We start from the raw sequence: 26,987 nt of genomic DNA on the forward strand, positions 1-26,987 counted from the left end.
AAACGTTTATCTATGTAAAACGCGGCCGAGGCGGGAATCGTCGACGTCGCTGGTGTCAAAGCTTCCCTCCCCGGCCGCGGTGCGGCGCTACTGAGTCTTACTCAGCGCTACCTTCCGGTGCGTCCGCGCCATCATCCGAGCCCTCCTCCGGGTCCGCGATGATGACCATCGCGTTGCGGATCAGGCGGTCGCCGACGCGGTAGCCCTTGCGCAGGACGGTGCCGATGATTTTCTCGTCGCCCTGCGACAAGTCCTGGACCGCCTCGTGGATCTCCGGGTCGAATGCATCGCCCTCAGCACCGAAAGCCTGGGTCTTCTGGCGCTGCAGGACTGCCTGCAGGTTGTCGGAGAACGCCTTCAGCGGGCCGTCTGCCAGGTCGCCGTGCTGGCGGGCGAGCTCCAAGTCGTCGATAAGCGGGAGCAGCTCCTCGATCACCTTGGCCTTGGCATCGTTGGCGATCTGCGAGCGCTCGCGCTCCGTGCGGCGGCGGTAGTTCGCGTACTCGGCCGAGACGCGCTGGAGATCCTCCGTGCGCTCAGCGAGCTGAAGCTCCGCCTCGGAGACCGTCCCGTCGCCATCGGCGTCCGGGTTGACCTCGCGCTCCGCGTCATTCAACGCGTCGGCGAGCTCAGCGTCGAGCACCTCAGAGTCCGACAGCGGGTCTGCATCGTCCGCGGCCAGCGCCTCGGATTCCGCGGCCTCCTGGGCCAAGGTCTCCGACTGGTCCGGGCTGATGTACTCGTCGTCCGTGGCCTCGGGCGCGCCCGGGTTGTCGGGCATCTGTTCGTTCGGGTTGGTCATGGGTGCCGCTCCTTACTTGTTGTCGGAGTCGTTGGAGTCGTTCTCGTCTTCCTCGACGACCTCTGCGTCCACGACATTGTCGTCTGCTTCAGCCGTTGCGTCAGCCTGCGTTGCGCCGGCATTCGCATCGGCCTCGTAGATGGCCTTGCCCATCTCCTGCGACTCGGTGGTCAGCTTCTCGACGGCAGCCTTGATGGCGTCCAGGTCGTCGCCCTTCAGAGCCTCGTCGACCTCGTCCGCCGCCGCGGTGACCTTGGTCTTGATGTCCTCGGAGACCTTGTCGGAGTTCTCGTCCAGGAACTTGCGGGTCTGGTAAGCCATAGACTCCGCGTTGTTGCGGGTCTCCTGCTCCTCGCGGCGAGCCTTGTCCTCGTCAGCGTGAGCCTCGGCGTCCTTGACCATGCGGTCGATCTCTTCCTGGGAGAGGCCGGAGCCCTCCTGGATCTTGATCGTGTTCTCCTTGCCGGTGCCCTTGTCCTTCGCGGTCACGTGCACGATGCCGTTGGCGTCGATGTCGAAAGTGACCTCGATCTGTGGAACACCGCGCGGTGCCGGAGCGATGCCGCCGAGCTCGAAGGAGCCGAGCAGCTTGTTGGCGGAAGCCATCTCGCGCTCGCCCTGGAAGACCTGGATCTGCACGGACGGCTGGTTGTCCTCGGCCGTGGTGAAGGTCTCCGAACGCTTTGTCGGGATGGTGGTGTTGCGCTCGATCAGCTTGGTCATCACACCGCCCTTGGTCTCAATCCCCAGGGACAGCGGGGTGACGTCGAGCAGCAGCACGTCCTTCACGTCGCCGCGCAGAACGCCGGCCTGCAGGGCGGCACCAAGCGCCACGACCTCGTCCGGGTTCACAGACTTGTTCGGGTCCTTGCCGGTGAGCTCCTTCACCAGGTCGGTGACAGCCGGCATACGGGTGGAACCACCGACGAGCACAACCTGGTCGATGTCGCCGACGGACATGCCGGCGTCCTTGATGACCTGGTTGAACGGCTCCTTGGTGCGGTCCAGCAGGTCGGAGGTGATCTTCTGGAACTCGGTGCGGGTCAGGTTCTCGTCGAGGAACAGCGGGTTCTTCTCGGAGTCCACCGTGATGTACGGCAGGTTGACGGATGCCTGCTGCGCAGACGACAGCTCGATCTTGGCCTTCTCCGCGGACTCGCGCAGACGCTGCAGCGCCATCTTGTCCTTGGTCAGGTCAATGCCGTGCTGGGACTTGAACTTCTCCACCAGCCAGTCGACGATGCGCTGATCCCAGTCGTCGCCGCCCAGCTCGTTGTCGCCGGCGGTAGCCAGCACCTCGACGACACCGTCGCCGATCTCGAGCAGAGACACATCGAAGGTGCCGCCACCCAAGTCGAAGACCAGGATGGTCTGCTCCTTGTCGGCCTTCTCCAGACCGTAAGCAAGAGCAGCCGCCGTCGGCTCGTTGACAATACGCAGGACGTTCAGGCCTGCAATCTGACCGGCCTCCTTGGTGGCCTGGCGCTGTGCGTCCTCGAAGTACGCCGGGACAGTAATGACTGCGTCGGTGACCTCGTCGCCGAGGTACGCCTCAGCGTCACGCTTCAGCTTCATCAGCGTGCGCGCGGAAATCTCCTGCGGGGTGTACTTCTTGTCGTCGATATCGACCGTCCAGTCATTCTCGCCCATGTGGCGCTTGACGGAACGGATAGTGCGGTCGACGTTGGTCACCGCCTGGTTCTTAGCGGACTGGCCGACGAGAATCTCGCCGTTCTTGGCGAAAGCCACGACTGACGGAGTGGTGCGTGCGCCCTCCGCGTTAGCGATGACCACCGGCTCACCGCCCTCGAGCACGGAAACAACAGAGTTCGTGGTGCCGAGGTCAATACCTACTGCGCGTCCCATAGTGTGAATATCCTCCTGAAAGATTCGGTTGATTGAGTGTTTTCGTTGTACCGAGTCGAGCCCGGGCCACAACCCGTCCGGCAGGTTGACTGCCACTCACTCAACTTCTGGCAGCAAGTGTACCACCGCGAGGCGACACCCTGTCACAGGGTTGAGCTCAGCTCACTCAATCTCTACAACTCGTGGGCATGAAAAGTTGTTCCAAGTTCACTCAACTTTCTCCGTTTCAGCTGGTAAAAAGGTGGTGCGGACCAGACATTTCTAGTTGCGCGGATTCATCGCGAGATTCTCATAGCAGCAGCCCACCGACAATAACCGCCTGCACCGGAAGGGTTGTATTCCACGTCCCGTCTGGCAGAATGCTTGTTCGTGACTGAACACAATCCTGCGCGTAACGCGAAGACTGACGGGGCGAGAGATTTCGCCAACACCCTCCTCGACTCAGTGGAGGCGCCCGCCACGGAACCGACGGCGGCAGACGCCGCGCAGACGCTTTCCGGCGAGCCCATCGACCGCGGCCGCGTCATCGCCTCCGACGGGCGTGCCGCAGCCGCCTGGGCACTGCGCTTCATCGTGATCGTGATCGCCACGGTGATCCTGTTCAAGCTCATCGGCTCGGTGTGGGTGGGCGTCCTGCCGACCCTGCTCGCGCTGATTTTCTGCACGATCCTGTGGCCGCCGGTGCGGTGGCTGCGCAACCACAAGGTGCCGTCGGCGCTGGCGGTGTTCATTGTTCTGTTAGGCTTCTTCGGCATCATCGGCGGCATTTTCGCGGCGATGGCGCCAACGATCCGCACGCAGTCGGTGGAGCTGTACCACCAGGCTGAAGAGGGCATCCAGCAGATTTTGGATTGGTTGGAGACATCCGCGCCCTTCGACGTGGACACGAGCCAGATCGAGCAAGCCGTGAACCAGGCGGGAGAGTTCGTCCGGGGCCAGGCCTCCAATATCGCCTCCGGTGTGGTGACGGGCATCGGCGCGGCGGCGTCGATCGGCACGTCGCTGTTGCTGATGCTGGTCCTGTCCTTCTTCTTCCTGAAGGACGGCGACCGCTTCTTGCCGTGGCTGCGCAAGTACACCGGCGTGAAGGTCGGCTGGCACCTGACTGAGGTGCTGATGCGCTCCTGGAACACGCTCTCCGGCTTCATCCGCACGCAGGCCATCGTGTCCATGGTGGACGCTGTCTTCATCGGACTGGGCCTGGTCATCCTGGGTGTTCCGCTCGCACCGGTGCTGGCAGTCCTCACCTTCTTCGGTGGCTTCATCCCGATTATCGGTGCGTTCACCGCGGGCGCTCTCGCCGTCATCGTGGCGCTGGTCTCCGGCGGCCTGACCAAAGCACTGCTCGCGCTCGGCCTGGTCATCCTCGTCCAGCAAATCGAGGGCAATGTCCTGCAGCCGATCCTGCAGTCCCGCTCCATGGGCCTGCACGCCGCCATCGTCCTGCTGGCAGTGGCCGTGGGCGGCACGCTCTTCGGCATCATCGGCGCCTTCCTGGCCGTCCCCATCGCCGCCGTCGCCGCCGTGTGGCTGCGCTACTGGGCGGAGATGGTTTCCCTGCGCAGCGGCGAGATCACTGCGGACGATATCCAGATCGCCACGCAGCAGAGCCAAACATTGGATTCGCGCACGGCGTACCTGGCGGTGCGCGACCGCATGCGCTCTTTGGGCCGCCGCAAGGGACAGACCCAGCTCGACGAGGAAGCCGACAAGCTCGGCTCCACCAAGATTCCGCGCGGCACGCGTCTCAACAAGAAGAACGCCGAAAAGCACGACGCCCCGGGCGATTCCCGCGCCATCGACGAGGAGGACCTCAAGAAGAAGCGCGGAAAGAAGCAGGACTAGCGCAAACTAGTCAGCCCTGAGCGAACGCCAGCCCCCGGCTGGCGTTTTTTCTCTACCCTGGGCGACATGAGCAACCAAGCACTTGAGAACAAGAAGATCGCAATCCTGGCCACCAACGGCTTTGAAGACTCCGAGCTGACCAGCCCGCGCGACGCCGTCGCTGAGGCTGGCGCCACCATTACCGTCATTTCCACCGAGACCGGCGAGATCGAGGGCAAGAACGGCGAGAAGGTAACGGTCGACCAGACCGCGGCCGACGCCAACGCCGCCGATTTCGACGCCCTGATCCTCCCCGGAGGCACCGGCAACGCCGACACGATCCGCACCGATGAGAAGGCGGTCGCATTCGTCCGCGAGATCACCCAGGCAGAAAAGCCCGTCGGCGTCATTTGCCACGGCGGCTGGATCCTCGCCGACGCAGATGCCCTCAAGGACGTGACCATCACCTCCTACCCGTCGCTCAAGACGGACCTGTCCAACGCGGGTGCGACGTGGGTGGACGAAGAGGTGCGCGTCGATAAGCGCTTCGTTTCTTCGCGCACCCCGGACGACCTGCCGGCATTCAACGAGGCGATCGTCGAGGAGTTCGCCAAGTAAATGGCTTCCCACCATTTCGAGGTCAAGGTCTCCGGCGGCAAGCTCGTCGTCGCGGACCTGACCGACGACGGTTCGACGATCACCGACGCGAAGATTTCGGGTGATTTCTTCCTCGAGCCGGAGGAGGCGTACGACGCAATCAACGGCGCACTCGTCGGCGCGTCCGTCACGGAATCAGCCGACGACCTGAAGAAGCGTATCGACGGAGCCTTAGCCCGTCTTGGCGGCAGCCAAGACGTATCCCTCCACGGGTTCTCCACCCGTGACGTGGCCATCGCCGCCCGCCGCGCGCTTCTCGACGCCAAAGATCTCACCGATTACGACTGGACCGTCATCCACTCCCCCGTCCTCCCGACACCGGTGAATGTGGCGCTGGACCAGTACCTCCTCGAGGAAGTCGCAGCCGGCCGCAAGGGCCCGATCGTGCGCTTCTGGGAGTGGCAGGACAAGGCCGTCGTCTTCGGCTCCTACCAGTCTTTCCAGAATGAGCTGGACCCGGAGGGCATCGAGAAGCACGGCATCGTGCCGGTGCGCCGCATCTCCGGCGGCGGGGCGATGTTCATGGAGGGCGGCAACTGCGTCACTTACTCGATGTACCTGCCCGACGACATAGCCGCGGGGCTGAGCTACGTGGACAGTTACCAGTACCTGGACGCCTGGGTACTCGCCGGACTTCAGTCCCTCGGCGTGAACGCCTGGTACGTGCCGATCAACGACATCACCTCCGACGGCGGCAAGATCGGCGGTGCCGCTCAGAAGCGCATTCCGGGCGCAATCCTGCACCACACGACCATGAGCTACGACATCAACGCCGACAAGATGATGGACGTGCTGCGCGTGGGCAAGGTGAAGCTCGCCGACAAGGGCGTGCGTTCCGCTAAGAAGCGCGTCGACCCGCTGCGCCGTCAGACGGGTGTCTCCCGCCAGGAGGTCATTCAGACGCTCATCAACACCTTCGTCTCCCGCTACCCAACCGAGGTCGGCGAACTCACCGACGCGGACATCGCCGCTGCCGAGAAGCTTGTCGACGAAAAGTTCGGCACCGACGCCTGGACCCACCGCGTGCCGTAAGCGGCACTCAAAAGCGCTAGCTGGACGCGGCCTCTTCCTCGACGGCCGCGGCCCGCGCAACCGCGTGAAGAACGACGTTGATCTCGCGGGCGTGGTCGAAGGTCGCACCCTCAAGCACCGCCCGGTCGATGTCGCGCACGCGGACGCGAACATCGTTGAAGGGCACTCCCTGGATCTCGTCGAGGAAGACCCGGCGCAGTTCGCCGGTGTTCTTCAGCAGCAGGATCACCATGGCTTCTTCGGGGCGCGGCTCCGCAGTGCCGTGGAAGATGTCGCGGTAGCGGTCGCGCATGGCCGCCTCGATGGTCTCGTCCTTTTCCGGGAAGCGGTGCCAGGTCAGGCCGAGGAAGCTGGCGCGTTCCTGGTCGAGCACACCTTCCTCAATGAGGCGCTGCGCGAGCGCTTCCTTGTCCGCGAATTTGCGCGAATTCAGCGCCGAGTACACCGTCTGCCCGTCCTTGGCCTCCAGGCGGGACACGCCGTGCGCCAGGGCAGGGTGGGCGGCCGCCCGCTTCGACGCCCCCGCCGCAGCGACTGCGGTGGGAGACTTGCCGTCCTCGATCGTGGCCAGACCAGTGGCGACGAGATCGCACAACAGCGCACCATTAAGGGCGACGCGCTGGTGGCTCACCCCGATCTCAAAACGGTCAGACTTGTTCGAGAGCAGGAGAAACAGTGCTTCACTAACGAGCATGGCAAGTGTCTTTCAGCTAGCGGATGAGTGTGGCCTAGTTTAACCCCTATCCGCTTGCGCCCGCGCCTTAGCCACGAGGCGCGCGGGCACAAGCGGGGACACCTACCGGTTCGCGGATACCGACGGCGACTCGGTCACCGCATCGTCTTTCCCGGATCGCCTGGCGGGACTGGCACCCTCCTTCGCAGCGGCGGCACGGGAATTCTCGCGGGCGCGCTTCCAACCGCGGATAGCCAGGGCGACGCCGACAACGACGACTGCGACGCGGACCACCACGAGAACGGAGGCGCCGACGCCGAGGGCTTTGAGCACGACCGGCAGGTTGAGCGTGACGATCAGGGTGCCCACGACGCCGCCGAGCAAGATCGGGTTGAGGTGGGTGACCAGCCAGGCGGCCAGAGGTGCGGCGATGACGCCGCCGACGAGCAGGGCGAGAACGGCGGCCAGGTTGGCAACGAGGTCTTCCCACATCCCGATGACGAAGCCGGTGGTCGCGGCGGCGGTGACGAAGAACTCGGCGGTGTTCACGGTGCCGACAATGCGGCGCGGCTCACTACGGCCGGCGGACAGCAGGGTCGAGGTGGTCACCGGGCCCCAGCCGCCGCCACCGGTCGCGTCGATGAATCCGCCGAAAAGGCCCAGCACGCCGAGGAACGGCTTCGAGTGCGGCGAATCCGCTGCCTTGCGGCGCACAATTCCGCGGGAGAAGCGCCACACCAGGTTGATGCCGATCGCGGCGAGAATGAGGGACATGATTGGCTTGGCGGCTTCCGTCGACAGGTTCGACAGGACCGTCGCACCGACGAACGCGCCGATTGAGCCGGGTATGCCTATCGCGGCCACCACCCGCCAATCCACGTTGCCGAATCTCCAGTGGCTGAAGCCCGACACCAGCGTCGTGCCCAACTCGGCGGTGTGCACCACGGCAGATGCCTGCGCGGGGCCGAGGCTGGCGAGCATGATCAGGATGGTGGTGGAGGTGACGCCGAAGCCCATGCCGAGGCCGCCGTCGACAAGCTGTCCGGCAAGTCCCGCGACAGCGATGAGAATGAGTGTGACCATGCGATTCATGTTTTAAACCTTTGCGTGTGAGAGGGATAGCGCCGAGCGGTAGCGCGCGGCGATGATGTGTGCGAGATCCGCGCCTAGCGGTGCGGAGATGGACCCGGGCCACATTCGGTGAACCCGGTCCAGCAGCAACCCCCTCGTGACAAATAGCGGTAATAAATGCGCGTTCTCGTGGGCGACGGCGGCGATGCCGTCAGCGCCGACGAGCTCGCCGTGACCAGTCGCAGGAACGGTGGTCACTTCAATGCCAGTGAGCTTTTCGACGTCCCGACCCAGCTCAATCGTCTTCGCCGCCGCCGCCTCATTGGAGGTGCCCACGGGGTAGAGGACGATATGAGAGGCACGTGGGCCGTCGATAAGCGCGCGTGCCGCGAGGACAGCCGCGACGTCGCGCCCTTGGCCCAGGCCTTCGGCGGCGATGAGCTCGAGCCCCGTGTCCTCGGTGGCCTCGGCGATCGCCTCGGGCACGTCGTGGGTGGCGTGAAATGCCTTGGTGAACAGGGTGGGCACGACCACGGCGCGGGTGTGTCCGCGCTCGGCGAGCTGGCGCGCGGCCGCGGTGAGGTCGGGGGCGTCGAACTCGAGGTGAGCGTCGATTCCCGTCACCCCCAGCTGGCGCGCCGCCGTCTGCGTGAGCTCGCTGACTCCCGGCTGCGCGCCTGGGTGGCGCGAGCCGTGCGAGAGCGTGATCAGTGCCGTCATGTTCTTACCTCAACCGAGTTCCCACGAGTCCCGCGGCAAGCGTGTTTCCGCTGGCCTGGTCGATGAGCAGGAAATTGCCCACGGCGCCGCGCGCGGCGTATTCCTCCACCGGCAGCTCTTGTGCAGTCTGGATGGTCACGTGCGCGATGTCGTTGAGGCCGAAGGACTCCGGCGCGGTGTCGTCGGAGTTGTTCTCCGGGTTGCCGTCGATGTCCAGGACGCGGTCGACGCTGGCCACGCGTGCGCGCACGAGCGAGGAACCGTAGCGGAGCTTGACAGCCTTGCCCGCGGTGACGTCCTTGTCGGTGAGCCCCACGACCGTGCCGTGGAATTCCCGGACGAACTCCGGGTAGCCGTTAGCCCCAAGTTGTGCGGCACCGCACAACAAGTCGCCGCGGGCCAGGTCGATGTCGTCGGCGAGCCTCAGCGCGATGGAATCGCCCGCGTTCGCTGTGGTCGCGCCGTCGAGGCCGTCGGCTGTGTCAATGTGCGTGACCGTTGTGGACTTTCCGTTCGGCGCGGTGACGGTGTCGCCGACGCTGATCGCGCCGGCATTCACCGTGCCGGCATAGGCGCGGTAGTCCGTGGCGTGCTCGCGCAGGACGTACTGGATATTGAAGCGGAACGGAAGGTCCAGCGCGCGACCGGAGTGCACCGGGATGGTCTCCAGCAGCTCGAGCACGCTCGGGCCCTCATACCACGGGGTCGCCTCGGAGCGCTCCGCGACGTTGTCGCCCTTCAGCGCCGAGATCGGCACGGCGTGCGGCTCGGCGATGCCGAGTGCCGTGGCGCGCTGCTCGAATTCGGTGCGGATGCCCTCGAAGACTTCTCCGGAGTAGTCCACCAGGTCGATCTTGTTCACGGCCAGGATGACCGTCTTCACCCCGAGCAGGCTCGCCACAGTGAGGTGGCGGACGGTCTGGGGCTTGATGCCGTTGCGGGCGTCGACAAGCAAGACGACGACCTGGGAGGTGGACATGCCCGTGACTGTGTTGCGCGTGTACTGCTCGTGGCCAGGGGTGTCGGCGAGGATGAACGTGCGCTTGTCGGTGGCGAAGTAGCGGTAGGCGACATCGATGGTGATGCCCTGCTCGCGCTCGGCGCGCAGGCCGTCGACAAGCAGCGACAGGTCGAGGCCCTCAAAGCCGCGGTCGGCGGACGTGCGCTCGACGCTGGCCATTTGGTCGGCGAGCACCGACTTCGTGTCGTGCAGCAGGCGGCCGACAAAGGTGGACTTGCCGTCGTCGACGGAGCCGGCAGTGCACAGGCGCAGCGTGGCGCGGTCCGACAGGACGCCGGTGGCGGTGGCGGTAGTTGTGGGTGCGCTCATCAGAAGTAGCCCTCCTTCTTGCGGTCCTCCATGGCGGACTCGGACAGACGGTCGTCGGCGCGGGTGGCGCCGCGCTCGGTCAAGGTGGAGGTGGCAAGCTCAGCGAGCACCTCGTCGATGGTGGTGGCGTCGGATTCCACGGCGCCGGTGCAGGACATGTCGCCCACGGTGCGGTAGCGCACGCGGCGGGTCTCGATCTCCTCGCCCTCTCGCGGGCCGCCCCAGTCGCCGGCGGTCAGCCACATGCCGTCGCGGTTGAACACCTCGCGGTCGTGCGCGAAGTAGATGGCGGGCAGCTCGATATTGCGGGCGCCGATGTACTCCCACACGTCCGACTCAGTCCAGTTGGAGATGGGGAAGACGCGGATATTCTCGCCCGGCAGCTTCTCACCATTGTAGAGGTCCCACAGCTCAGGACGCTGACGGCGCGGGTCCCAGCCGCCGAAGGAATCGCGGACGGAGAAGACGCGCTCCTTGGCGCGGGCACGCTCCTCGTCGCGGCGGGCACCGCCCAGCACTGCGTCGTAGCCGACCTCGGCGATGGTCTCCACCAGCGGGACGGTCTGCAGCGGGTTACGGGTGCCGTCGGGGCGCTCCACCAGGTCGCCCCGGTCGATCCAGTCCTGGACGTGCGCGATGCGCAGGCGTGCACCGGTCTTTTCCACGAGGTTGTCGCGGAACTCGATCACCTCGGGGAAGTTGTGGCCGGTGTCCACGTGCAGCAGTTCGATCGGCGGCGCGGCCGGGGCGAAAGCGCGGCGGACCAGCTCGTAGACCACGCACGAGTCCTTGCCGGAGGAGAACAGCAGGCCGATTTTGTCGAACTGGCCCGCGACCTCGCGGATGATGTGGATGGACTCGTTCTCCAGCTCCCGCAGGTGCGGAGAGAGTGCCTGTTCCGTATTCGTCATGTCTGTCGTTGTCCCTGTTCCTGTCTTGTCCTCTACCTGTGTGCCGCTCATCCGTGCAGGCCGCACTCCGTCTTGGAGCTGAACGCCCACCGCCCGGCGCGGGGGTCCTCACCCTCGGCGACCGGTAGGGTGCAGGTCGCGCAGCCGATTGAGGGGTAGCCCTGCTTGGTCAGCGGGTGGATGATGAGCTCCTTGCGGTCGATGTAGCTGTCCGTGTCCTCCAACGACCACGTGACCAGCGGGGAGATCTTCAGCCGGCCGGTCGCATCCAGCGACAACGCCGGAGCCTCCACGCGCGTCGGGCCGTCCGCGCGGCGCAGTCCGGTCACCCAGCCGGCGTACGGCGACAGGTGTACAGCCAGCGGCTCGACCTTGCGCATCCGGCAGCACGCCGTCGGGTTCGTGCGGTACAGCGCGCGGCCGTAAACACGGTCCTGCTCCTCGCGCGACAGGATCGCCTTCGCGCGCACGAGCTTCTGGTCCGGGTAGCGCTTCTCCACCTTGTCGGCCACCTCGAGGGTCTCGTCGAAGTGGTACTCGGTGTCGAGGAAGAGAAAGTCTGCGTTCGGCAGGAAGTCCTTAGCCAGCTCCGCCAGCACCGTGTTCTCCATGCTCAGCGTCACCGCCAGCTTCCCCGGCGCGTACTCGTGGGCCCACTCGAGAATCTCTTGCGCGGAGGCGTTGTAGAGTTTGTCGGCCCAGTCGTCGACAAGTTGTGCATTCTGTGCGGCGACGTCCGCGCTCAGCGGTTCCGTCTCCTTCGGCCCCTCCGGACTGATCTCTGGGTCGCGCACGTTTGTGCTCGGCCGATTCAAAAAGTCGACCATTATTTCTCCTTCCTCAACACCGCGTCGTGCCCGTGGCGCGCGAGCGATTCCTGCATTGCCTGTTCCGTGGATTTCGCTGGCAGAGGCGCCGTTTCCGGATCGTCCTGCCCGTGGAACTTCACCTCGAAGATACGGAGGCATTCGGTGCATTTCCACGCGAAATCGGTTGTCTCGTCGGGGAAGAGCCCTTCGCCCGCGCAGTACGGGCAGAAAGTGGGGAAATTGCGGTTCGCGTTCGGTTCGCGCCGAAAGCTCATCGCAGAGCCTCCTCGTCCGCGCGCGCGACCCACGTGCGGAAGGTCTCGTCCCCGTCGCGCTGGTCCACGTAGTTTTGAACGACGCGCGTGACATAGTCCGTCAGCTCCGTCGACAGCACCTTGTGTCCGCGCAGCTTACGGCCGAAATTCGCGCCCTCACCGATCGTGCCGCCGAGGTGCACCTGGAAGCCCTCAACCTTCTCGCCGTTACCGTTGTCGACCATCTGGCCCTTCAGCCCGATATCGGACACCTGGTGGCGCGCGCACGCATTCGGGCAACCGTTCAACGAGATCGTGATCGGGCTGTCCAGATCGCCGAAGCGCTCCTCCAGCTCGTCCGCGAGCTCGATCGCGCGCGATTTCGTGGTCACATGCGCGAGCTTGCAGTACTCCAATCCCGTGCACGACAACAAGCCGCGGCGGAACTCGCTCGGCTTCGAGTACAAGCCCATTTCTTCGAGGTCGCTTTGCAGCTTATCGACATCCCCCTGCTCCACCCCGAGCAGCAGCACCTCCTTGAACGGTGTGAAACGCAGATCGGTCACGCCGTACCTCTCCGCTAGGTCCGCCAGAGCGATGAGCTGTTCGCCGGACATGTGGCCCAGGGTCGGCTTGACGCCGATATAGGCGTTGCCGTCCTTCTGCTCGTGCACGCCGATGTGGTCGCGGTCGACAAGGTTACTCGGCGCGTGCGGGCCGTCCGGGAGCTTGTAGCCCAGGTACTCGTCCTCGAGCACCTGACGGAACTTCTCCACACCCCACTGGGCCACCAAGAACTTCAGCCGCGCACGGTTGCGCAGGCGGCGGTAACCGTAGTCGCGGAAAATGCGCACCACATTCGCCCACACCTCCGGCACCTGCTCCAGAGCCACGAAAGCGCCGAGGGACCGCGCCAGCATCGGGTTCGTGGACAACCCGCCGCCGACGTAGCACTCGAAGCCCGGGCCGAGCTCCGGGTGCTCCACGCCGATGAAGGCCAAGTCGTTGATCTCGTGGACGACGTCCTGGCGGGCGTTACCCGAAATCGCCGTCTTGAACTTGCGGGGCAAGTTCTGGAACTCGTCGTCGGTGACGATCTTCTGGATTTCCCGAATCGCCGGTGTCGCATCCACAATCTCGTCTTTGGCGATGCCCGCCACCGGCGACCCCAGCACCACACGCGGCACGTCGCCGCATGCATCCCAGGTGTTCAAACCGTTGTCCTCGAGCTTCTCCCAAATCGACGGGACATCCTCGATGCGCACCCAGTGCAGCTGGATATTCTGCCGGTCCGTCAAGTCCACCGTGGACCGCGCGTAGTCGCGGGAGATTTCGCCCACGGCGCGGGCTTGGGCGGTGGAGCAGATGCCGCCATCGAAACGAATGCGCATCATGAAGTACTTGTCCTCCAAGACGCTGTTGTCCTCGCCCGTGAATTCTCCGCCGAGATTCTGCTTGCGCTGGGTGTACAAGCCGAGCCACTTGAAGCGCGGGTACAGGTCCTCGCGGTCAATCGAGTCAAAGCCGCCCTTGGAGTAGGTGTCGATGACGCGCTGCTTCACGTCCAGCACCCGCGATTCCTGCTTGATCTCCTCGTCATGGTTGAGAGGTGCCGTGCCGTCGATCTTCCACTGCCCCTCCGGTTTGGGCTTGCGGGACGGGCGCTTGCGCGCCGTTGTCGTGGTAGCTGCCATGCCGCCTCCTCTGGTCGTTCTTCCGGCCCAGCACGGGCCTCCATGCGAACCGATCGGTCTACCCGACATCGTAGCCGTTCGAGTTGTGGAGAACGCTACACATACCGCTCGGTCTGAACCACCTGGCTACCCCCATTTTCTATCTTGCCCTGCAGCTTGATCTGAATGTAATTGGTCCTGAACCCTTGTCCAGCGACGGGCGGTGATTAGGGTTACAGACCAAGCGGTCTATGCATCGCGACCGCTTATTACCCCCCAACCCACAAGCTCAAGAGAAGGAGAGCGCAATGAAGCACGAACACGCTGCCGCCGCTGCTTTTGGCCCAGCCCGCCGTGCCGCCCACCGCGTCGCCGTCATCGGCCACGGACCAGCGGCCATTGAGACCTCGGACCTTCTCATCTGCATGGGCGACCACTTCGTCGACCTCTTCAGCCCGACGCCTGCGCCGACGTGTCTGATCCGGTTCGGATCGACGCGCCGTGCGGGCGATGCCACCGAGAGCGACAACCTCGTGCCACGCCTGCGCCTGTTCGGAAATGTCAAGGTCGGATCGGATGCAGGCGCCGTGACCGTCGGCGAACTGACCTGCTACTACGACACAGTTATCGTCGCGTCTGACACATCCGCGGGCAGCGCCGGTGCCGAAGCGGGCCTCGTCGTCGTGGGCAACAGCCGCGAAGCGGCCGCGACCTACGAGTTCCTGCGGGCGCACACCGCGCTGCCGCTCAGCCGAACGCCCGTGGTCACCGAGCCTGCCGCAGCGTCGAACCGTCCCGGCGCGGTCGTCGCACTGTTGGAATCCCGCCGCATCCCCTTCACCACCTGGGCCGGCTGGCACCGGCCGGCGTGGGCTGGCGCTTCCTCAAACGCAGACGTGCCTCGCAGCAGTCGTGAAGTTCAGAGCGCAGGCCCGGGCTCCGCTTCCGGTTCGGTGGTGACCGCCGCGGACTGGTTCTCGCTCATCGCCATTGCCCGGGCGGTGCCAGACACGCCTTAACCCCACTGCCTGCCCGTCCGTGGCGTTAAGGCCCCGGGAAACGGCGAGGCAAACTTTCGCGGCCTATTAAACATGCGTTAACCCACTGGCAACGACCTGTGATTACTCTTCGACAAGCCTATGTTCCCCTGACGTGGAGAAGAGAGAACCGATGAGCGATAAAAGACTGCCGCGCGACATCGCCGGCGAGCACGATCTGTCTGAAGGCGCAGACGTGCGTGTGGTCGACCGCGAAGTGGTCGATTCTGAACCTATTGACGTTGACGGCAAGGCCCGCACGAACGACACCGACGCCAACGCCGATGCTGACCCCGACACCGATGCCGAAGACAACGACCCGTTGAGCTTCCTCCCCTTGGAGGGCACCGCGAAGCAAGTCGTGAACTGGATCGCCGTCTTCCTCGGCATCTGGCTGCTGCTCAACGGTGTGGGCATGATCGGCGACGGCTTCAACATGGCCGCGGGCGACCAAGCCAAGGAACTGTTCTCCTTCGCGGAGAACCCGTTCGTGGGCCTGGCCATCGGTATCGTCACCACGTCGATCATCCAGTCCTCGTCCACTACGACGTCGATCGTGGTGGGCATGATCGCCGGCGGCCTGCCGCTGGACATCGCTATCCCGATGCTCTTCGGCGCCAATATGGGCACCTCGGTCACCTCGACCCTGGTGGCCCTGGGCCTGGCGGGCAACAGGAAGCAGTTCCACAACGGTTTCTCCATGGCGACCGTGCACGACTTCTTCAACCTGATCGCCATCAGTATCTTCTTCACCCTGGAGATGGTCACCGGCTTCCTGGGCAAGACCGCCACAGCCATTGCGCCGTCCCTGTCGGGCTCGGGTTCGGGTGTCATCTCGGGCATCTTCGAATCGTTCGGCGACTTCATCGACATGATCACCGAGCCGCTCGTCGAGCTGGCTAGCAGCCTCGTCGAACCGTTCGGCGACGTCTGGGGCGGCATCGTCCTCGCCGTCGTCGGCGTCGTGCTGGTGCTGCTGTCCATCAACTTCATCGGCAAGATTCTCAACGCGCTGCTGGTGGGCAAGGCGCAGGATATTCTCTACGCCGCCTTGGGCAAGAACTCGTTCTTCGGCGTTCTTTCCGGTGCGCTGATCACCACCCTGGTCCAGTCGTCGTCCACCACCACCGCTCTGACGGTTCCGCTTGCGGCATCCGGCAAGTTCAAGGTCCGCACGCTGTTCCCGTTCGTGGTCGGCGCGAATATCGGTACCACCTTCACCGGCCTGATCGCGGCGTTTTCCGCATCCGGTGCCGAGGCCGAAGCAGCAATGGCTGGTGCCCTGGTGCACACCCTGTTCAACCTCTTCTCCGCCATCCTGATTCTGATCATTCCGTTCCTGCGCGACCTGCCGCCGAAGTGCTCCGATTGGCTGGCCACGCTCGCCGAGAAGAACAAGCTCTATGTCTTCCTCTATATCGGTGGCGTCTTCTTCGCCATCCCGCTGCTCGCTGTGTTCATTTCCAACTCCCTGATGTAAGGAGCCCTCGATGACGACCCCCGACAATCACGAGACCCCCGACCTGTCCCCGATGGCCCAGGACCTCATCCAGAACGAGGCTCCGGACGAGGCTCTGGAAGCGCTGCTCGCAGAGCTCGAAGAGACCGCCGAGGAACTGCGCGTCGAGCTCAACGCCCGCGGCCGCAACAAGGCGAGCTTGACCGCCGACCACGAGGCAGCTGCCAGCGAGGCAGTGGTCGAACCGGCTGAAGGCGGCGATACGACCGTCGTCGCGGCAGAAGGCACTAAGCCCGCCCGCAAGCACAAGAAGATCAACCCCAACGTCACACCGGAGCAGCAGGCGGAGCTGGACGAGAATTTCGCGAAGTACTGGGCGAATTCGCAGGGGTCATGGAAGAACCTCTTCCGCCTGCTCCGCGAGTTCCGCGCCGAGATGCAGGAGGGCAAGCACAATGACTAAACCGCGTAAGGCACTCGTTGCCTCCGCGCTGGCTGCGGTCACGGTTTTCGCGTCCGCCTGCTCGTCGGATAACACGCCGGGCGCGGACGCCATCCAGGTGACGGGTTCAGCGACGGTGGAGCCGATCACGTCCTACATGGCGAACCGCTACGATTTCGACGTGAATGTCGAGGCGATCGGTTCGACGGACGGCTTCGAGAAATTCTGCAATGGCGACGCGGATATCAACGACGCATCGGTGGCGATTCCGGGCGATTACCAGAAGCAGTGCGGCGACAACGACGTCGAGTTCATCGAGCTGCCGATCGGTTTGGACGCGATCACGATCGTCAAGCACCGCGACAACGATTTCGCGGCGGACCTCACCACGCAGCAGCTGCACGATATCTGGTCGAAGGATTCCCCGGTGTCCAAGTGGTCGGACATCGACCCGTCATGGCCGGACGAGGAGATCAAGCTGTACGGCCGCCCGGAGGGTTCGGGCACGCTCGACGTGTTCAAGGACCTTGTCCTGGACGGCGACGAGATCCGCGACGATTACGAAGCCACGGACGATGTCGAGGAGCTCTCAGCGTGGGTCGCCGAGGACCCGAACGCGCTGTCGTTCATGGGCATCGGCAACTACCTCTCCACCGAGGACGAGCACCAGAAGTTCATCGACAACGTCAACGTCGACGGCGTCGCCCCGAGTTCGGAGGAGGCGAAGAGCGGCAATTACCCGCTGTCGCGCCCGCTATTCATTTACGTGAACAAGGCGTCGACGGAGCGGGAGGACGTCGACAAGTTCGTCACGACATACCTCGAGCATTCGGAGGCTGTCATGCCGCGCGTGTTCTTCTACCAGCTGCCGGAGGAGGATTACGGCAACGCGCAGAAGCGTTACGCCGACCGCACGACCGGCCCGGACGATCGCTGGCAGAGCTAAACGCACGCTTATCGACGTCCCGTCCCCCCGCTGTAGGCTGTTACCGCCACCGTTTGCAGCGAGGGGATTTTTTCATGGAACTAGTGCGCCTGACCGGGAGGTTCAGCAGGCCCTACGCGGGTTTGATCGCCGCGGTGGTCGTGCTGCAACTTCTGTCCACTCTGGCCACGTTGTATCTGCCGGATTTGAATGCGGACATCATCAATAACGGCGTCGCGCAGGCTGACGTGCCGTATATCCGCCGCACCGGCCTGGTCATGCTGGCTGTGTCGCTGGTGCAGGTCGCCGCGGCTGTGGCTGCGGTGTGGTTCGCCTCGGCGGCAGCGATGCGCACCGGCCGCGATATCCGTCGGGCCGTCTACGACAATGTCAGCCGCTTCACTTCCGAGGACATGTCGCACTTCGGCGCGGCGACCCTGACCACACGCGCGACGAACGATGTGCAGCAGGTGCAGATGACCACGCTGCTGTTCTTCAATTTCATGGTCACCGCCCCGATCATGGCCGTCGGCGGCGTGATCATGGCGCTGCGCCAGGACGCGGGAATGTCGTGGCTGGTCATCGTGGCTGTCGCGGTGCTCGCTGTCGTCGTGGCGGTCATCGCGGCGCTGCTCATGCCACTGTTCAAGAAGATGCAGCAAAAGCTCGACAACATCAACGGGCTACTCCGAGAGCAGATCGCCGGCATCCGCGTGGTCCGCGCCTTCGGACGGGAGGACTTCGAAACGGAGCGCTTCACCGACGCCAACACCGCGTTGACGAAGCTGAGCCTGAATATCGGCCGCGTCTTCGTCACGATGTTCCCCGTCATCATGCTCATCCTGAATCTCGCCACCGCGGCGGTCCTCTGGTTCGGAGGCCACCGCGTCGACCAGGGTCTCGTCGAGATCGGTTCGCTCACCGCATTCATGCAGTACCTGATGCAGATCCTCATGGCCGTGATGATGGGCGTGTTCATGCTCATGATGCTGCCGCGCGCCATTGTGTGCGGCCGCCGCATCTCGGAGGTGCTGCGCTACGAACACACCGCCCCGCCGGCGGAACAGGCGGACACCCCGGCGGCAGAGCCCGGAGTCGTCGAATTCCGCGGCGTCACCTACCGATACCCCGGTGCCGAGGAGCCCGTGCTCAAAGACATCGACTTCACCGCCCGCCCCGGAACCGTCACGGCGATCATTGGCTCCACGGGCTCGGGGAAGTCGACGCTCATGGGTCTCATCCCGCAGCTCTACTACCCCACCTCCGGCCAGGTCAGCGTGGGCGGAAAAGTCGGCATGGTCCCGCAGAAGCCGTGGCTCTACCGCGGCACCGTCGCTTCCAACCTGCGCGTGGGCAAGCCGGACGCCACCGAAGAGGAAATGTGGGAGGCTCTGCGCACCGCCCAGGCGCACTTCGTCGACGACCTCGTCATGCCCATTGCCCAGGGCGGCACCAATGTCTCCGGCGGGCAGCGCCAGCGCCTGTGCATCGCGCGCATGCTCATCGCGAACCCCGACATCTTCCTTTTCGACGACTCCTTCTCCGCCCTCGACGCCGTCACCGAAGCCACACTACAAAAGGCCATGACCAGCTACACCGCGGACAAGACGGTGCTGGTGGTGGCGCAGAGGGTGGCGTCGATAAGCGATGCGGACCAGATTCTCGTGATGGAAGCCGGCGAAATCGTCGCACGAGGAACCCACGACGAGCTGATGCGCACGAGCACGACCTACCGCGAGATCGAAGCGAGCCAGAAGCAGGTGACCCGATGAGCGAGCAGCTTACCGACGACCAACTCGCCGCCTACGAAGAATCCATGGCCGGCGACGACTACTCCAACAAGGCCCCCCGCAAGGCCAAGCACTTCTGGCCGTCCGCGAAACGCCTGCTCGGGCTGCTTGCGCCGTACAAGATCGCGCTGACATTCGTCTTCCTCATGAACGCCGCGTCCGTCGTCCTCGCCGTGTGGGCGCCGCGCGTGATGGGGCACGCGATGGACGTGATCTTCTCCGGCGTCATCTCCCGCCAGCTGCCGGAGGGCACCACCAAGGAACAAGCCGTCGAGGGCCTGCGCGCCGCAAGCCAGGACCGCTTCGCCGACATGGCCGAAGCGATGGAGCTGACCCCCGGCAGCGGCATCGACTTCGACCGCCTCCGCGACCTCATCGTCATGGTGCTCGCCCTCTACCTGTTCGCGTCGCTGCTCATGTGGGCCCAGGGCGCGATCCTCAATCGGCTGACCATGCGCGCCGTGTTCGACCTGCGCGAACGCGTCGAAGCGAAGATCAACCGCCTCCCGCTGTCCTACTTCGACTCCCGGCAGCGCGGCGATGTCATGAGCCGCACCACCAACGACGTCGACAACGTCCAGCAAGCACTCCAGCAATCCCTCTCGTCGCTGTTCAACGCGCTGCTGACCGTGGTGGGCATTGTCGTCATGATGGTCGCCATCTCCTGGCAGCTCGCCCTCGTCGCTCTGCTCGCGATCCCGCTGACCGGCGCCGTCATCGGGCTGGTGGGAACGCGCTCGCAGAAGCAGTTCGTCACCCAGTGGAAAGCCACTGGCGATTTGAACGGCCACGTCGAGGAAGCCTTCTCCGGCCATGACGTCACCACCATCTTCGGCCGAAGCGCACAGATCCGCGCTGAATTCGACGAACGCAACGAAGAGCTCGCCGCCGCCGCACAAAAAGCGCAGTTCCTGGCCAACTCGATGCACCCGATCATGCAGTTCATCGGGTCCCTGTCGTACGTGGCAGTCGCGGTGCTCGGCGGCCTCAAAGTCGCCTCCGGCCAGCTCACCCTCGGCGACGCCACCGCTTTCATCCAGTACTCCCGCCAGATGAACCAGCCCCTCGGCGAGATCGCCGGCATGATGCAGATGCTCCAGTCCGGCGTCGCCTCCGCCGAGCGAGTCTTCGAACTTCTCGACGCCGAGGAGGAAGAAGATGAGTGGAAGGGGCGCTCGTCGATAAGCGAGAAAACCCGTGGCCTCGTCGAATTCGACCGCGTCAACTTCTCGTATGCCCCCGACACCCCGCTCATCGAGGACCTCAGCCTGCGCGTCGAACCCGGGCAGACCGCCGCCATCGTCGGGCCCACCGGCGCCGGCAAGACCACCCTGGTCAACCTCATCATGCGGTTCTACGACGTCGATGCCGGCGCCATCCGCCTCGACGGCACCGACATCCGCGACCTCACCCGCGCCGAGCTGCGCTCCCGTATCGGCATGGTGCTCCAGGACGCCGTCCTGTTCAAGGGCACCATCATGGAGAACATCCGCTACGGGCGCCTCGACGCCACCGACGACGAAGTCATCGCCGCCGCGAAGGCCACCTACGTCGACCGCTTCGTGCGCAGCCTCCCCGACGGCTACGACACCGAAATCGACCAGGACAGCGGCTCGATTTCCACCGGCGAACGCCAGCTCATCACCATCGCGCGCGCGTTCCTGTCGCAGCCCGGCCTGCTCATCCTCGACGAAGCCACCAGCTCCGTGGACACCCGCACCGAAGTCCTCGTCCAAGAAGCCATGAACGCGCTGCGCAGCAACCGCACCAGCTTCGTCATCGCGCACCGCTTATCGACGATCCGCGACGCCGACCTCATCATCGTCATGCATCACGGCCGGATCGCCGAGCAAGGCACCCACGAGGAGCTTCTCGCCGGCCACGGCACCTACTACGAGCTCAATCAGTCCCAATTCAGCGCAGAGGCCTAACACCCGCACACTTATCGACGCCCCGCGCAACCCTCCCTACTGCTCCCCTGTGGATAAGGCTGTTTGTGGGCGGGTTATCCACAGATTTTTAGGGGCTTCTTTTTCGGGGTTGTTGTTCTGTTTAGCGTGTGGGGCATGAGCGATTTTGACGCGTTTCTTGGATCACTTGGTAGCCCGATGGATATCCTGGCTGGTTTCGACCGTCAGGCTGCTCGTGCTGCCGGCGTCAAGCCCGCCACGTATGTCGAGTGGGAAAAGGCCCACGAGGTCTACTTCGGTGCGACCCGCTTTTCTCGCCAGCAGGCCAATGCCGTTCGTGTTGCTAGGCAGACGGGGAAGTCTCTGGATCAGATTCTGTTCATCGAGCAGCAAGTGCGTGCTGTGTCCTCCGACCGGGAGACGTGGAAACTCCGCCTGGCGTTGTTGTCGGTGCGCGGCAACTACAAGACGCTGCAGCGCCGCGCCAAAGACATCATCCCCGACCCGGATAAACCCGCCCCGGAGTCCACAGTGCGGTTCGGCCGGACCCGGAAAGGCAAACGCACGGTCATCGCCACCGGGGAAGAACGCGACATCGCCGACCTGGAACACGCCCTGCGGGCAAAGCTCGACCCCAACCGGCCCGAGGGGCCGCAAATGTACGAAGCGTTCGCCGAGCTGCTGCGGGGCGGTGCCGGGGTCGCGCAGGCTGTGCCGCGCCCGTTGATCCAGGTCCCGCTTTCCGAGCACATCAGGATCGTTTCCGGTAACGGCGATGAGACGATCCTGGGCCTGTCGGACGGCACCACCATGACCGGTGCGGAGTATCTGACTCACTATTACTCGAAGGATTTGGAGGTGGCGTTGTTCCACCCGCAGGCGGGTGCGGTGAACCTGTACCACGCGAAGCGGTTCGCGAACGCCAAGCAACGCGACCTGGCGCGGGCGACGTTGACGACGTGTCCGGTGCCGGATTGCCGGCATGCGGCGGATAATTGCGAGGTCCACCACATCACACCGTGGGCGCGTGGCGGGCCGACGAACATGGACAACCTGTCGGTGTTGTGCAGGTACCACAACCGCACCAACGACGACGACCCCCACAGACACCACCGGGGTCGAATACACATGCGCAACGGCACCCCGACATGGGTCTCCCCGCGCGGAACACCAGTACCGAACACCACCCACCAATACGGTGCCATGCACCTGTTGTTCGGAAACTAGCTCGGAACCTGACCACACCACCAGGCCGAGGGCGAAACAACCCTGCGGCCATATCGGTGTGCCCAAAAAGAAACGACGAAACCGGGCCCCGAAACATCGGAACCCGGTTCGATCGGCGTGGGCTTTTAGTACATGCTCATGTAACCGCCCGGCTGCTCTGGGTGGCCGTAGGTGTTGCCCGGAGCAGTGCCAGCAGACGGGTTGCTCTGGCTGGTGGAGCCGTGCTCGCTGACCCAGCGGTAGACGAAGACTGTGCCCAAGATCTGGACCGGCGCCACGATGAACACACCAAAGCCAAGCGTGAAGAAGGCGATAGCCATGCATGCGAGGTTGAGAAGGATGATCGCACCGAAGACCTGCCAGTACTGAGCCTTCACGTCCTTCCATGCGGCAGAGAAAGCGCCGACCGGGCTGGTCTTTCCGTCGATGGCGTAGTACGGCACCAGCACCAGGAATGGGTAGGCGAAGATGATCGCGATAAAGGCCACGAAGAAGAAAATCGCGCCGAGAACCGGTTGCAGCGCACTCAGACCAACTGCGACAGCGACAACTGCGATGTAGGCCACAAGGACCAGAGCAAACATCAGAAGGTATGCGAGAATGCCGTTCCCCCACGGCACACCTTGGAATGCATTGTTCCAGGTGGGCTTGACTCCACGGGTGTCCTGAAGGGCGACCTTGGCGATGACGAGGCCGGTGGCCATCGACAAGAGGATGAGCACGACGTAGAAAATGATCACCGGGGCGGTCAGACCAGTGCTGAGTTCCTCAGCACCGCTTTCGGCGGCGGCGACCTGCGGGAAGATAACGGCGAAGAAGCCGACCAGGGCGACGACCACGGGAAGGAACAGCAAGCCCAGGTAGACGTGCCACTGGCTGGTGAAGAAGCGCTTGAAGCCGAAGGCGACTGCCTCAGCTGGCGGCAGGTTAGTCTGCGGGATGTGAAGCGGGCGGCCGGACTCGGACTGGGTCTCAGGGTTCACGTAGCCGGAGGTCGGCGGGTACGTGTTGCCCGGCCCCTGGCCGTAGCCTTGCCCGTAGCCTTGCCCCTGTCCGTACATTGGGTTGTAGGCGTGGCCGGCATTCTGGTCGGAGGAGGATCCGCCGTAGGACGACGAGCCACCGTAACTGGGGAAATTATTGGGGTTAGACATGGCCTACATGATATTTGTGGGCGAACAGTTGTCTAGGCGGATTGCCCCACCGGACCGTTTAGTATTGAAATCGTGATGAATCAGCCTCCGCATTCTCCGCGCAACCAGTCTGGGCCGCAACAAAGCGGCGGCGATCTTGTCCGCTTGTCGGATGTGGATCGTTCGGACGCGGTGGCGCGGCTGAGTTACGCGCTGGGCGAAGGGCGGCTGGACAGCGACGAGTTCAACCGCCGCTGCGAGCAAGTTGAAGCGGCGACCACCCGGCGCGACCTAGTGCCGTTGTTCCGGGACTTGCCGGAGCAGCAGCGCCAGGAGATTGCGGAGCAGACCTTCACGCGTAGCGAGATCGAGCGGGCCCGCGCGAACGGGAAGAACACGCGCCTGGGCATTTTCCTCCTGGGTTCGATGGCGTCCTTCGCGGGGGCGGTGGGGTTGGCCGCGGCGACGGGCGCCGCCACATGGATCATGCTCCTGCTCATCATTCCGGCGCTGTTCACGATTCTCTACATCATGAAGGCGGGCCCGGACAGCTGGTATGCTCCGAGCCCGCGGCAGCTGGAGCGGCAGAGGTTCCGGGAGTTGCAGACGGCGAGGAAGATGGAGGAGGAGCGTCGTAAAGCGGAGCGCAACGTGCAGCGTGACCGGCTGACCGGCGACGCGATGGACTTCGCGCAGCGTGCGTTGAATCGTTTCAACAAATAGGCCGCAGTTTTTTGGGAGAATTGCGGCATGAGCAAATCGTCGAAAGAGAAGAAATCCGGCCAGCAAGCAAAGCAGAAGCGGCCGCCGCTGAAGCGTCACCGCCACTTCGACCAGGCGGAGAAGATCAAGGGCGTGTCGTACGATCTCCGCGGCCCTGTCGCGACGACGGCGGAGGAGATGGAGCGCGACGGCCACACGATTTTGAAGCTGAACACGGGCAATCCAGCGGTGTTCGGTTTCGAGGCACCGGATGTGATCATGCGCGACATGATCGCGGCGTTGCCGACCTCGCAGGGGTACACGACGTCGAAGGGGATTATTCCGGCAAGGCGGGCCGTCGTCACGCGTTATGAAGAGATCGACGGCTTCCCCGAGTTCGATATCGACGATGTTTATTTGGGCAACGGCGTGTCCGAGCTCATCACGATGACCACGCAAGCTTTGCTTAACGACGGCGACGAGGTTCTCATCCCCTCCCCCGACTATCCCCTCTGGACTGCTGCGACGACGCTCGCCGGCGGTAAGGCCGTCCACTATCTCTGCGATGAGGAGGACGACTGGAACCCGTCGATCGAGGACATCCGCTCGAAGATCACGGACCGCACGAAAGCGATCGTGGTGATCAACCCGAATAACCCGACGGGTGCCGTGTACTCGAAGAAGGTGCTGGAGGACATCGCCGATGTCGCGCGCGAGTTCGAGCTCATGGTGCTCGCCGACGAGATTTACGACCGCGTGCTTTACGACGGCGCCGTCCACCACTCCATGGCCGCCATCGCCCCCGACCTGGTCACCCTGACGTTCAACGGCCTCTCCAAGGCGTACCGCGTGTGCGGTTACCGCGCCGGCTGGATGGTCGTCACCGGCCCGCGCCGCCGCGCCACCGGCTTCATCGAGGGGCTGGACCTGCTTGCGGGCACGCGTCTGTGCTCGAATGTCCCGGGCCAGCACGCCATCCAGGTCGCGCTCGGCGGACGCCAGTCCATTTACGGCCTGACCGGTGAAGGCGGCCGCCTGAAAAAGCAGCGAGACGTCGCGGTGAAGAAACTCCGTGAGATCCCCGGTGTGTCCGTCGTGGAGCCGAAGGGCGCGATGTACGCCTTCCCGAAGCTCGACATGGACATGTACCAGATCCACGACGACGAGCGTTTCATGCTCGACCTGCTCAAGAGCGAGAAGATCCTCATGGTCGGCGGCTCCGGCTTCAACTACCCGACGCCGGACCACTTCCGCGTGGTCACCCTCCCGTGGGCGTCCCAGCTGGAGAACGCCCTCGAGCGCTTGGGCAACTTCCTGTCGGACTACCACCAGCACTAACTAGCCGCACGCCCAACCACTGCGGCGCGCGAAGCCGTCCCTCCGAAACCAGCCTTTACAGGGAACGGCCGAGCGCCTTGAGGTCCCATCCGGCGGCCTGCCAAACGTCGGTGGGGAGGACGTTGCGGGCGTCGATAAGCGTTTTTTCAGCGACGAGCGTGCCTGCGTGCTCGGGGTCCAGCTGCTTGAATTCGTCCCATTCTGTGGCAAGGATCACAAGCTCGGCGTCGGTGAGCGCGTCGTCGAGCGAGGCGGCGTAGTCGAGCGTGGGGAAGACCTTGCGCGCGTTGTCCATGCCCTGCGGGTCGTAGACGCGCACGGCGGCGCCGGCGAGGTTGAGCTGGCCGGCGACCGCGAGGGCGGGCGAGTCGCGCACGTCGTCGGAGTTCGGCTTGAAGGCGGCGCCGAGGACGGTGATGCGGCGGCCGATCAGTGAGCCGAGCACTTCGCGGGAGAGGTCGATGACGCGCTCGCGGCGGCGCATGTTGATCGCGTCGACCTCGCGCAGGAAGGTCAGGGCCTGGTCCGCGCCGACCTCGCCGGCACGGGCCATGAATGCACGGATGTCCTTCGGCAGGCAGCCGCCGCCGAAGCCGAGGCCTGCGCCCAGGAATTTGCGGCCGATGCGGTCGTCGTGGCCGATGGCGTCGGCGAGCTGGGTGACATCCGCGCCGACGATCTCGCAGACCTCGGACACGGCGTTGATAAAGGATATCTTGGTGGCCAGAAACGCGTTGGCGGACACCTTGACCAGCTCCGCGGTCTGCAGGTCGGTGACGATGAAGGGGGTGTCTTTCGCCAGCGGCGCCGCGTAGACCTCGCGGGCGATCTCCTCGGCGCGCGAATTCTCGCCCCGGGTGCCAAGCACGATACGGTCCGGCTCGATCGTGTCCTTGACCGCGTAGCCTTCGCGCAGGAATTCCGGGTTCCACGCGACTTCGACGGTCGCGCCCTTACCGGCGGCTTCCGCGGCTGCGTCGGCGCGTTCCTGCAGCGCGCGCGCCGTGCCGACCGGCACCGTCGACTTGCCCAGAATGACGTGGTCGCCCTCGAGGTGCGGGACGAGCGAGTCGATCGCTGCTTCGACGTAGGTTGTGTCCGCCGCGTACGAGCCACGCTGCTGCGGGGTGCCCACGCCGATGAAGTGCACGTTCGCAAACGCCGCAGCTTCCTCGTAGTCGGTGGTGAACCCCAGGCGCCCTTCTTCGATGTTGCGCTTGAGCACCTCGGGCAGCCCCGGCTCGTAGAACGGCACCTCGCCGTTCTTCAACGCGTCGATCTTCGCCTGGTCAACGTCTATGCCGAGCACCTCGTGCCCAAGCTCCGCCATGCAGGCGGCGTGCGTTGCTCCGAGGTACCCAGTGCCAATCACAGTCATGCGCATACGGGACATTATGACCCG

The 26,987-nt window shown here is 64.4% G+C and carries 24 protein-coding genes; 12 read left to right on the forward strand and 12 right to left on the reverse strand.

From position 1 onward, the window contains the following. Positions 1-97: 97 nt before the first annotated feature. Both grpE and dnaK read right to left on the reverse strand, forming a co-directional pair. Positions 98-802, reverse strand: coding sequence for a nucleotide exchange factor GrpE (grpE, locus tag CAPP_RS10195; protein ID WP_076599055.1), 705 nt, complete (start codon positions 800-802; stop codon positions 98-100). Between the two features lie 12 nt (positions 803-814). Next, positions 815-2,668: a molecular chaperone DnaK gene (dnaK, locus tag CAPP_RS10200; RefSeq protein ID WP_076599056.1), complete on the reverse strand. Its 1,854-nt coding sequence runs from the start codon at positions 2,666-2,668 to the stop codon at positions 815-817. A 369-nt stretch (positions 2,669-3,037) separates the two neighbouring features. Between dnaK and CAPP_RS10205 the strand changes: the two genes are divergently transcribed. The 3 genes from CAPP_RS10205 (at position 3,038) to lplB (ending at position 6,181) form a co-directional block, all read left to right on the forward strand. Beyond that, entirely contained in the window at positions 3,038-4,513 is a 1,476-nt protein-coding gene (locus CAPP_RS10205; protein WP_200803272.1) for an AI-2E family transporter, read from the forward strand. A 66-nt stretch (positions 4,514-4,579) separates the two neighbouring features. Continuing rightward, positions 4,580-5,110 carry a type 1 glutamine amidotransferase domain-containing protein gene (locus CAPP_RS10210; RefSeq protein WP_076599058.1) on the forward strand — a complete coding sequence of 177 codons (531 nt, stop codon included), beginning with the start codon at positions 4,580-4,582 and terminating at the stop codon, positions 5,108-5,110. Then, the gene (lplB, locus tag CAPP_RS10215; protein ID WP_076599059.1) at positions 5,111-6,181 is read left to right on the forward strand and encodes a lipoate-protein ligase small subunit; all 1,071 of its coding nucleotides are present in this window, start codon (positions 5,111-5,113) and stop codon (positions 6,179-6,181) included. A 16-nt stretch (positions 6,182-6,197) separates the two neighbouring features. Here lplB and CAPP_RS10220 read toward each other — a convergent pair whose 3' ends face one another. The 8 genes from CAPP_RS10220 to CAPP_RS10255 form a co-directional block, all read right to left on the reverse strand. Next, entirely contained in the window at positions 6,198-6,875 is a 678-nt protein-coding gene (locus CAPP_RS10220) for a GOLPH3/VPS74 family protein (protein ID WP_076599060.1), read from the reverse strand. Positions 6,876-6,977: 102 nt separating this feature from the next. Then, positions 6,978-7,937, reverse strand: a complete 960-nt coding sequence (locus CAPP_RS10225; RefSeq protein ID WP_084560562.1) for a sulfite exporter TauE/SafE family protein — start codon at positions 7,935-7,937, stop codon at positions 6,978-6,980. Between the two features lie 12 nt (positions 7,938-7,949). Then, positions 7,950-8,645: a sirohydrochlorin chelatase gene (locus CAPP_RS10230; protein ID WP_076599062.1), complete on the reverse strand. Its 696-nt coding sequence runs from the start codon at positions 8,643-8,645 to the stop codon at positions 7,950-7,952. Between the two features lie 4 nt (positions 8,646-8,649). After that, positions 8,650-9,975, reverse strand: a complete 1,326-nt coding sequence (locus tag CAPP_RS10235) for a sulfate adenylyltransferase subunit 1 (protein WP_076599063.1) — start codon at positions 9,973-9,975, stop codon at positions 8,650-8,652. After that, positions 9,975-10,886 carry a sulfate adenylyltransferase subunit CysD gene (gene cysD / locus CAPP_RS10240; RefSeq protein WP_076599064.1) on the reverse strand — a complete coding sequence of 304 codons (912 nt, stop codon included), beginning with the start codon at positions 10,884-10,886 and terminating at the stop codon, positions 9,975-9,977. The genes CAPP_RS10235 and cysD overlap by 1 nt, the downstream gene beginning before the upstream one ends. Before the next feature lie 47 nt (positions 10,887-10,933). Then, positions 10,934-11,713, reverse strand: a complete 780-nt coding sequence (locus tag CAPP_RS10245; protein ID WP_076599065.1) for a phosphoadenylyl-sulfate reductase — start codon at positions 11,711-11,713, stop codon at positions 10,934-10,936. Further along, a complete protein-coding gene (locus tag CAPP_RS10250; RefSeq protein WP_076599066.1) occupies positions 11,713-11,970 on the reverse strand; it encodes a hypothetical protein in 258 nt (85 codons plus the stop codon). The genes CAPP_RS10245 and CAPP_RS10250 overlap by 1 nt, the downstream gene beginning before the upstream one ends. Continuing rightward, complete coding sequence (locus tag CAPP_RS10255) at positions 11,967-13,643, reverse strand: nitrite/sulfite reductase (RefSeq protein ID WP_076599067.1); 1,677 nt, start codon at positions 13,641-13,643, stop codon at positions 11,967-11,969. The genes CAPP_RS10250 and CAPP_RS10255 overlap by 4 nt, the downstream gene beginning before the upstream one ends. A gap of 287 nt (positions 13,644-13,930) precedes the next feature. Here CAPP_RS10255 and CAPP_RS10260 point away from each other — a divergent pair, with 287 nt between their 5' ends. From CAPP_RS10260 to CAPP_RS10290, 7 genes are all read left to right on the forward strand, one after another. After that, entirely contained in the window at positions 13,931-14,641 is a 711-nt protein-coding gene (locus tag CAPP_RS10260; protein WP_076599068.1) for a ferredoxin--NADP reductase domain-containing protein, read from the forward strand. Between the two features lie 151 nt (positions 14,642-14,792). Continuing rightward, complete coding sequence (locus CAPP_RS10265) at positions 14,793-16,139, forward strand: Na/Pi symporter (protein ID WP_076599069.1); 1,347 nt, start codon at positions 14,793-14,795, stop codon at positions 16,137-16,139. Positions 16,140-16,149: 10 nt separating this feature from the next. Beyond that, positions 16,150-16,581, forward strand: a complete 432-nt coding sequence (locus tag CAPP_RS10270; protein WP_076599070.1) for a hypothetical protein — start codon at positions 16,150-16,152, stop codon at positions 16,579-16,581. Then, positions 16,574-17,506, forward strand: coding sequence for a substrate-binding domain-containing protein (locus CAPP_RS10275; RefSeq protein WP_076599071.1), 933 nt, complete (start codon positions 16,574-16,576; stop codon positions 17,504-17,506). Before CAPP_RS10270 ends, CAPP_RS10275 begins: the two co-directional genes overlap by 8 nt. A 74-nt stretch (positions 17,507-17,580) precedes the next feature. Continuing rightward, positions 17,581-19,257: an ABC transporter ATP-binding protein gene (locus CAPP_RS10280; RefSeq protein ID WP_076599072.1), complete on the forward strand. Its 1,677-nt coding sequence runs from the start codon at positions 17,581-17,583 to the stop codon at positions 19,255-19,257. Further along, positions 19,254-21,206 carry an ABC transporter ATP-binding protein gene (locus CAPP_RS10285; protein WP_076599073.1) on the forward strand — a complete coding sequence of 651 codons (1,953 nt, stop codon included), beginning with the start codon at positions 19,254-19,256 and terminating at the stop codon, positions 21,204-21,206. The genes CAPP_RS10280 and CAPP_RS10285 overlap by 4 nt, the downstream gene beginning before the upstream one ends. Before the next feature lie 135 nt (positions 21,207-21,341). Next, positions 21,342-22,412: an HNH endonuclease signature motif containing protein gene (locus tag CAPP_RS10290; RefSeq protein ID WP_290172886.1), complete on the forward strand. Its 1,071-nt coding sequence runs from the start codon at positions 21,342-21,344 to the stop codon at positions 22,410-22,412. A gap of 125 nt (positions 22,413-22,537) precedes the next feature. On the opposite strand, the gene CAPP_RS10295 is transcribed toward CAPP_RS10290, so the two are convergent. Next, positions 22,538-23,566: a hypothetical protein gene (locus CAPP_RS10295; RefSeq protein ID WP_076599514.1), complete on the reverse strand. Its 1,029-nt coding sequence runs from the start codon at positions 23,564-23,566 to the stop codon at positions 22,538-22,540. A 75-nt stretch (positions 23,567-23,641) separates the two neighbouring features. Between CAPP_RS10295 and CAPP_RS10300 the strand changes: the two genes are divergently transcribed. Together CAPP_RS10300 and CAPP_RS10305 are read left to right on the forward strand one after the other, a co-directional pair. Beyond that, positions 23,642-24,268: a DUF1707 SHOCT-like domain-containing protein gene (locus CAPP_RS10300; RefSeq protein ID WP_084560612.1), complete on the forward strand. Its 627-nt coding sequence runs from the start codon at positions 23,642-23,644 to the stop codon at positions 24,266-24,268. Between the two features lie 27 nt (positions 24,269-24,295). After that, on the forward strand, positions 24,296-25,585 hold the full coding sequence (locus CAPP_RS10305; protein WP_084560611.1) for a pyridoxal phosphate-dependent aminotransferase: 1,290 nt from the start codon (positions 24,296-24,298) through the stop codon (positions 25,583-25,585). Positions 25,586-25,640: 55 nt separating this feature from the next. Here CAPP_RS10305 and CAPP_RS10310 read toward each other — a convergent pair whose 3' ends face one another. Beyond that, positions 25,641-26,969 carry a UDP-glucose dehydrogenase family protein gene (locus tag CAPP_RS10310; protein WP_076599513.1) on the reverse strand — a complete coding sequence of 443 codons (1,329 nt, stop codon included), beginning with the start codon at positions 26,967-26,969 and terminating at the stop codon, positions 25,641-25,643. Positions 26,970-26,987 lie beyond the last annotated feature (18 nt).

This window comes from Corynebacterium appendicis CIP 107643, from assembly GCF_030408415.1.
In the GTDB taxonomy this organism is placed as follows: domain Bacteria; phylum Actinomycetota; class Actinomycetes; order Mycobacteriales; family Mycobacteriaceae; genus Corynebacterium; species Corynebacterium appendicis.

Bases quoted from the DNA above. Each gene is read 5' to 3' on its own strand.
- grpE (WP_076599055.1), bottom strand. From the start codon at position 802: ATGACCAACCCGAACGAACAGATGCCCGACAACCCGGGCGCGCCCGAG.
- dnaK (WP_076599056.1), bottom strand. From the start codon at position 2,668: ATGGGACGCGCAGTAGGTATTGACCTCGGCACCACGAACTCTGTTGTT.
- CAPP_RS10210 (WP_076599058.1), top strand. From the start codon at position 4,580: ATGAGCAACCAAGCACTTGAGAACAAGAAGATCGCAATCCTGGCCACC.
- lplB (WP_076599059.1), top strand. From the start codon at position 5,111: ATGGCTTCCCACCATTTCGAGGTCAAGGTCTCCGGCGGCAAGCTCGTC.
- CAPP_RS10220 (WP_076599060.1), bottom strand. From the start codon at position 6,875: ATGCTCGTTAGTGAAGCACTGTTTCTCCTGCTCTCGAACAAGTCTGAC.
- CAPP_RS10225 (WP_084560562.1), bottom strand. From the start codon at position 7,937: ATGGTCACACTCATTCTCATCGCTGTCGCGGGACTTGCCGGACAGCTT.
- CAPP_RS10230 (WP_076599062.1), bottom strand. From the start codon at position 8,645: ATGACGGCACTGATCACGCTCTCGCACGGCTCGCGCCACCCAGGCGCG.
- CAPP_RS10235 (WP_076599063.1), bottom strand. From the start codon at position 9,975: ATGAGCGCACCCACAACTACCGCCACCGCCACCGGCGTCCTGTCGGAC.
- cysD (WP_076599064.1), bottom strand. From the start codon at position 10,886: ATGACGAATACGGAACAGGCACTCTCTCCGCACCTGCGGGAGCTGGAG.
- CAPP_RS10245 (WP_076599065.1), bottom strand. From the start codon at position 11,713: ATGGTCGACTTTTTGAATCGGCCGAGCACAAACGTGCGCGACCCAGAG.
- CAPP_RS10250 (WP_076599066.1), bottom strand. From the start codon at position 11,970: ATGAGCTTTCGGCGCGAACCGAACGCGAACCGCAATTTCCCCACTTTC.
- CAPP_RS10255 (WP_076599067.1), bottom strand. From the start codon at position 13,643: ATGGCAGCTACCACGACAACGGCGCGCAAGCGCCCGTCCCGCAAGCCC.
- CAPP_RS10260 (WP_076599068.1), top strand. From the start codon at position 13,931: ATGAAGCACGAACACGCTGCCGCCGCTGCTTTTGGCCCAGCCCGCCGT.
- CAPP_RS10265 (WP_076599069.1), top strand. From the start codon at position 14,793: ATGAGCGATAAAAGACTGCCGCGCGACATCGCCGGCGAGCACGATCTG.
- CAPP_RS10270 (WP_076599070.1), top strand. From the start codon at position 16,150: ATGACGACCCCCGACAATCACGAGACCCCCGACCTGTCCCCGATGGCC.
- CAPP_RS10275 (WP_076599071.1), top strand. From the start codon at position 16,574: ATGACTAAACCGCGTAAGGCACTCGTTGCCTCCGCGCTGGCTGCGGTC.
- CAPP_RS10280 (WP_076599072.1), top strand. From the start codon at position 17,581: ATGGAACTAGTGCGCCTGACCGGGAGGTTCAGCAGGCCCTACGCGGGT.
- CAPP_RS10285 (WP_076599073.1), top strand. From the start codon at position 19,254: ATGAGCGAGCAGCTTACCGACGACCAACTCGCCGCCTACGAAGAATCC.
- CAPP_RS10290 (WP_290172886.1), top strand. From the start codon at position 21,342: ATGAGCGATTTTGACGCGTTTCTTGGATCACTTGGTAGCCCGATGGAT.
- CAPP_RS10295 (WP_076599514.1), bottom strand. From the start codon at position 23,566: ATGTCTAACCCCAATAATTTCCCCAGTTACGGTGGCTCGTCGTCCTAC.
- CAPP_RS10300 (WP_084560612.1), top strand. From the start codon at position 23,642: ATGAATCAGCCTCCGCATTCTCCGCGCAACCAGTCTGGGCCGCAACAA.
- CAPP_RS10305 (WP_084560611.1), top strand. From the start codon at position 24,296: ATGAGCAAATCGTCGAAAGAGAAGAAATCCGGCCAGCAAGCAAAGCAG.
- CAPP_RS10310 (WP_076599513.1), bottom strand. From the start codon at position 26,969: ATGCGCATGACTGTGATTGGCACTGGGTACCTCGGAGCAACGCACGCC.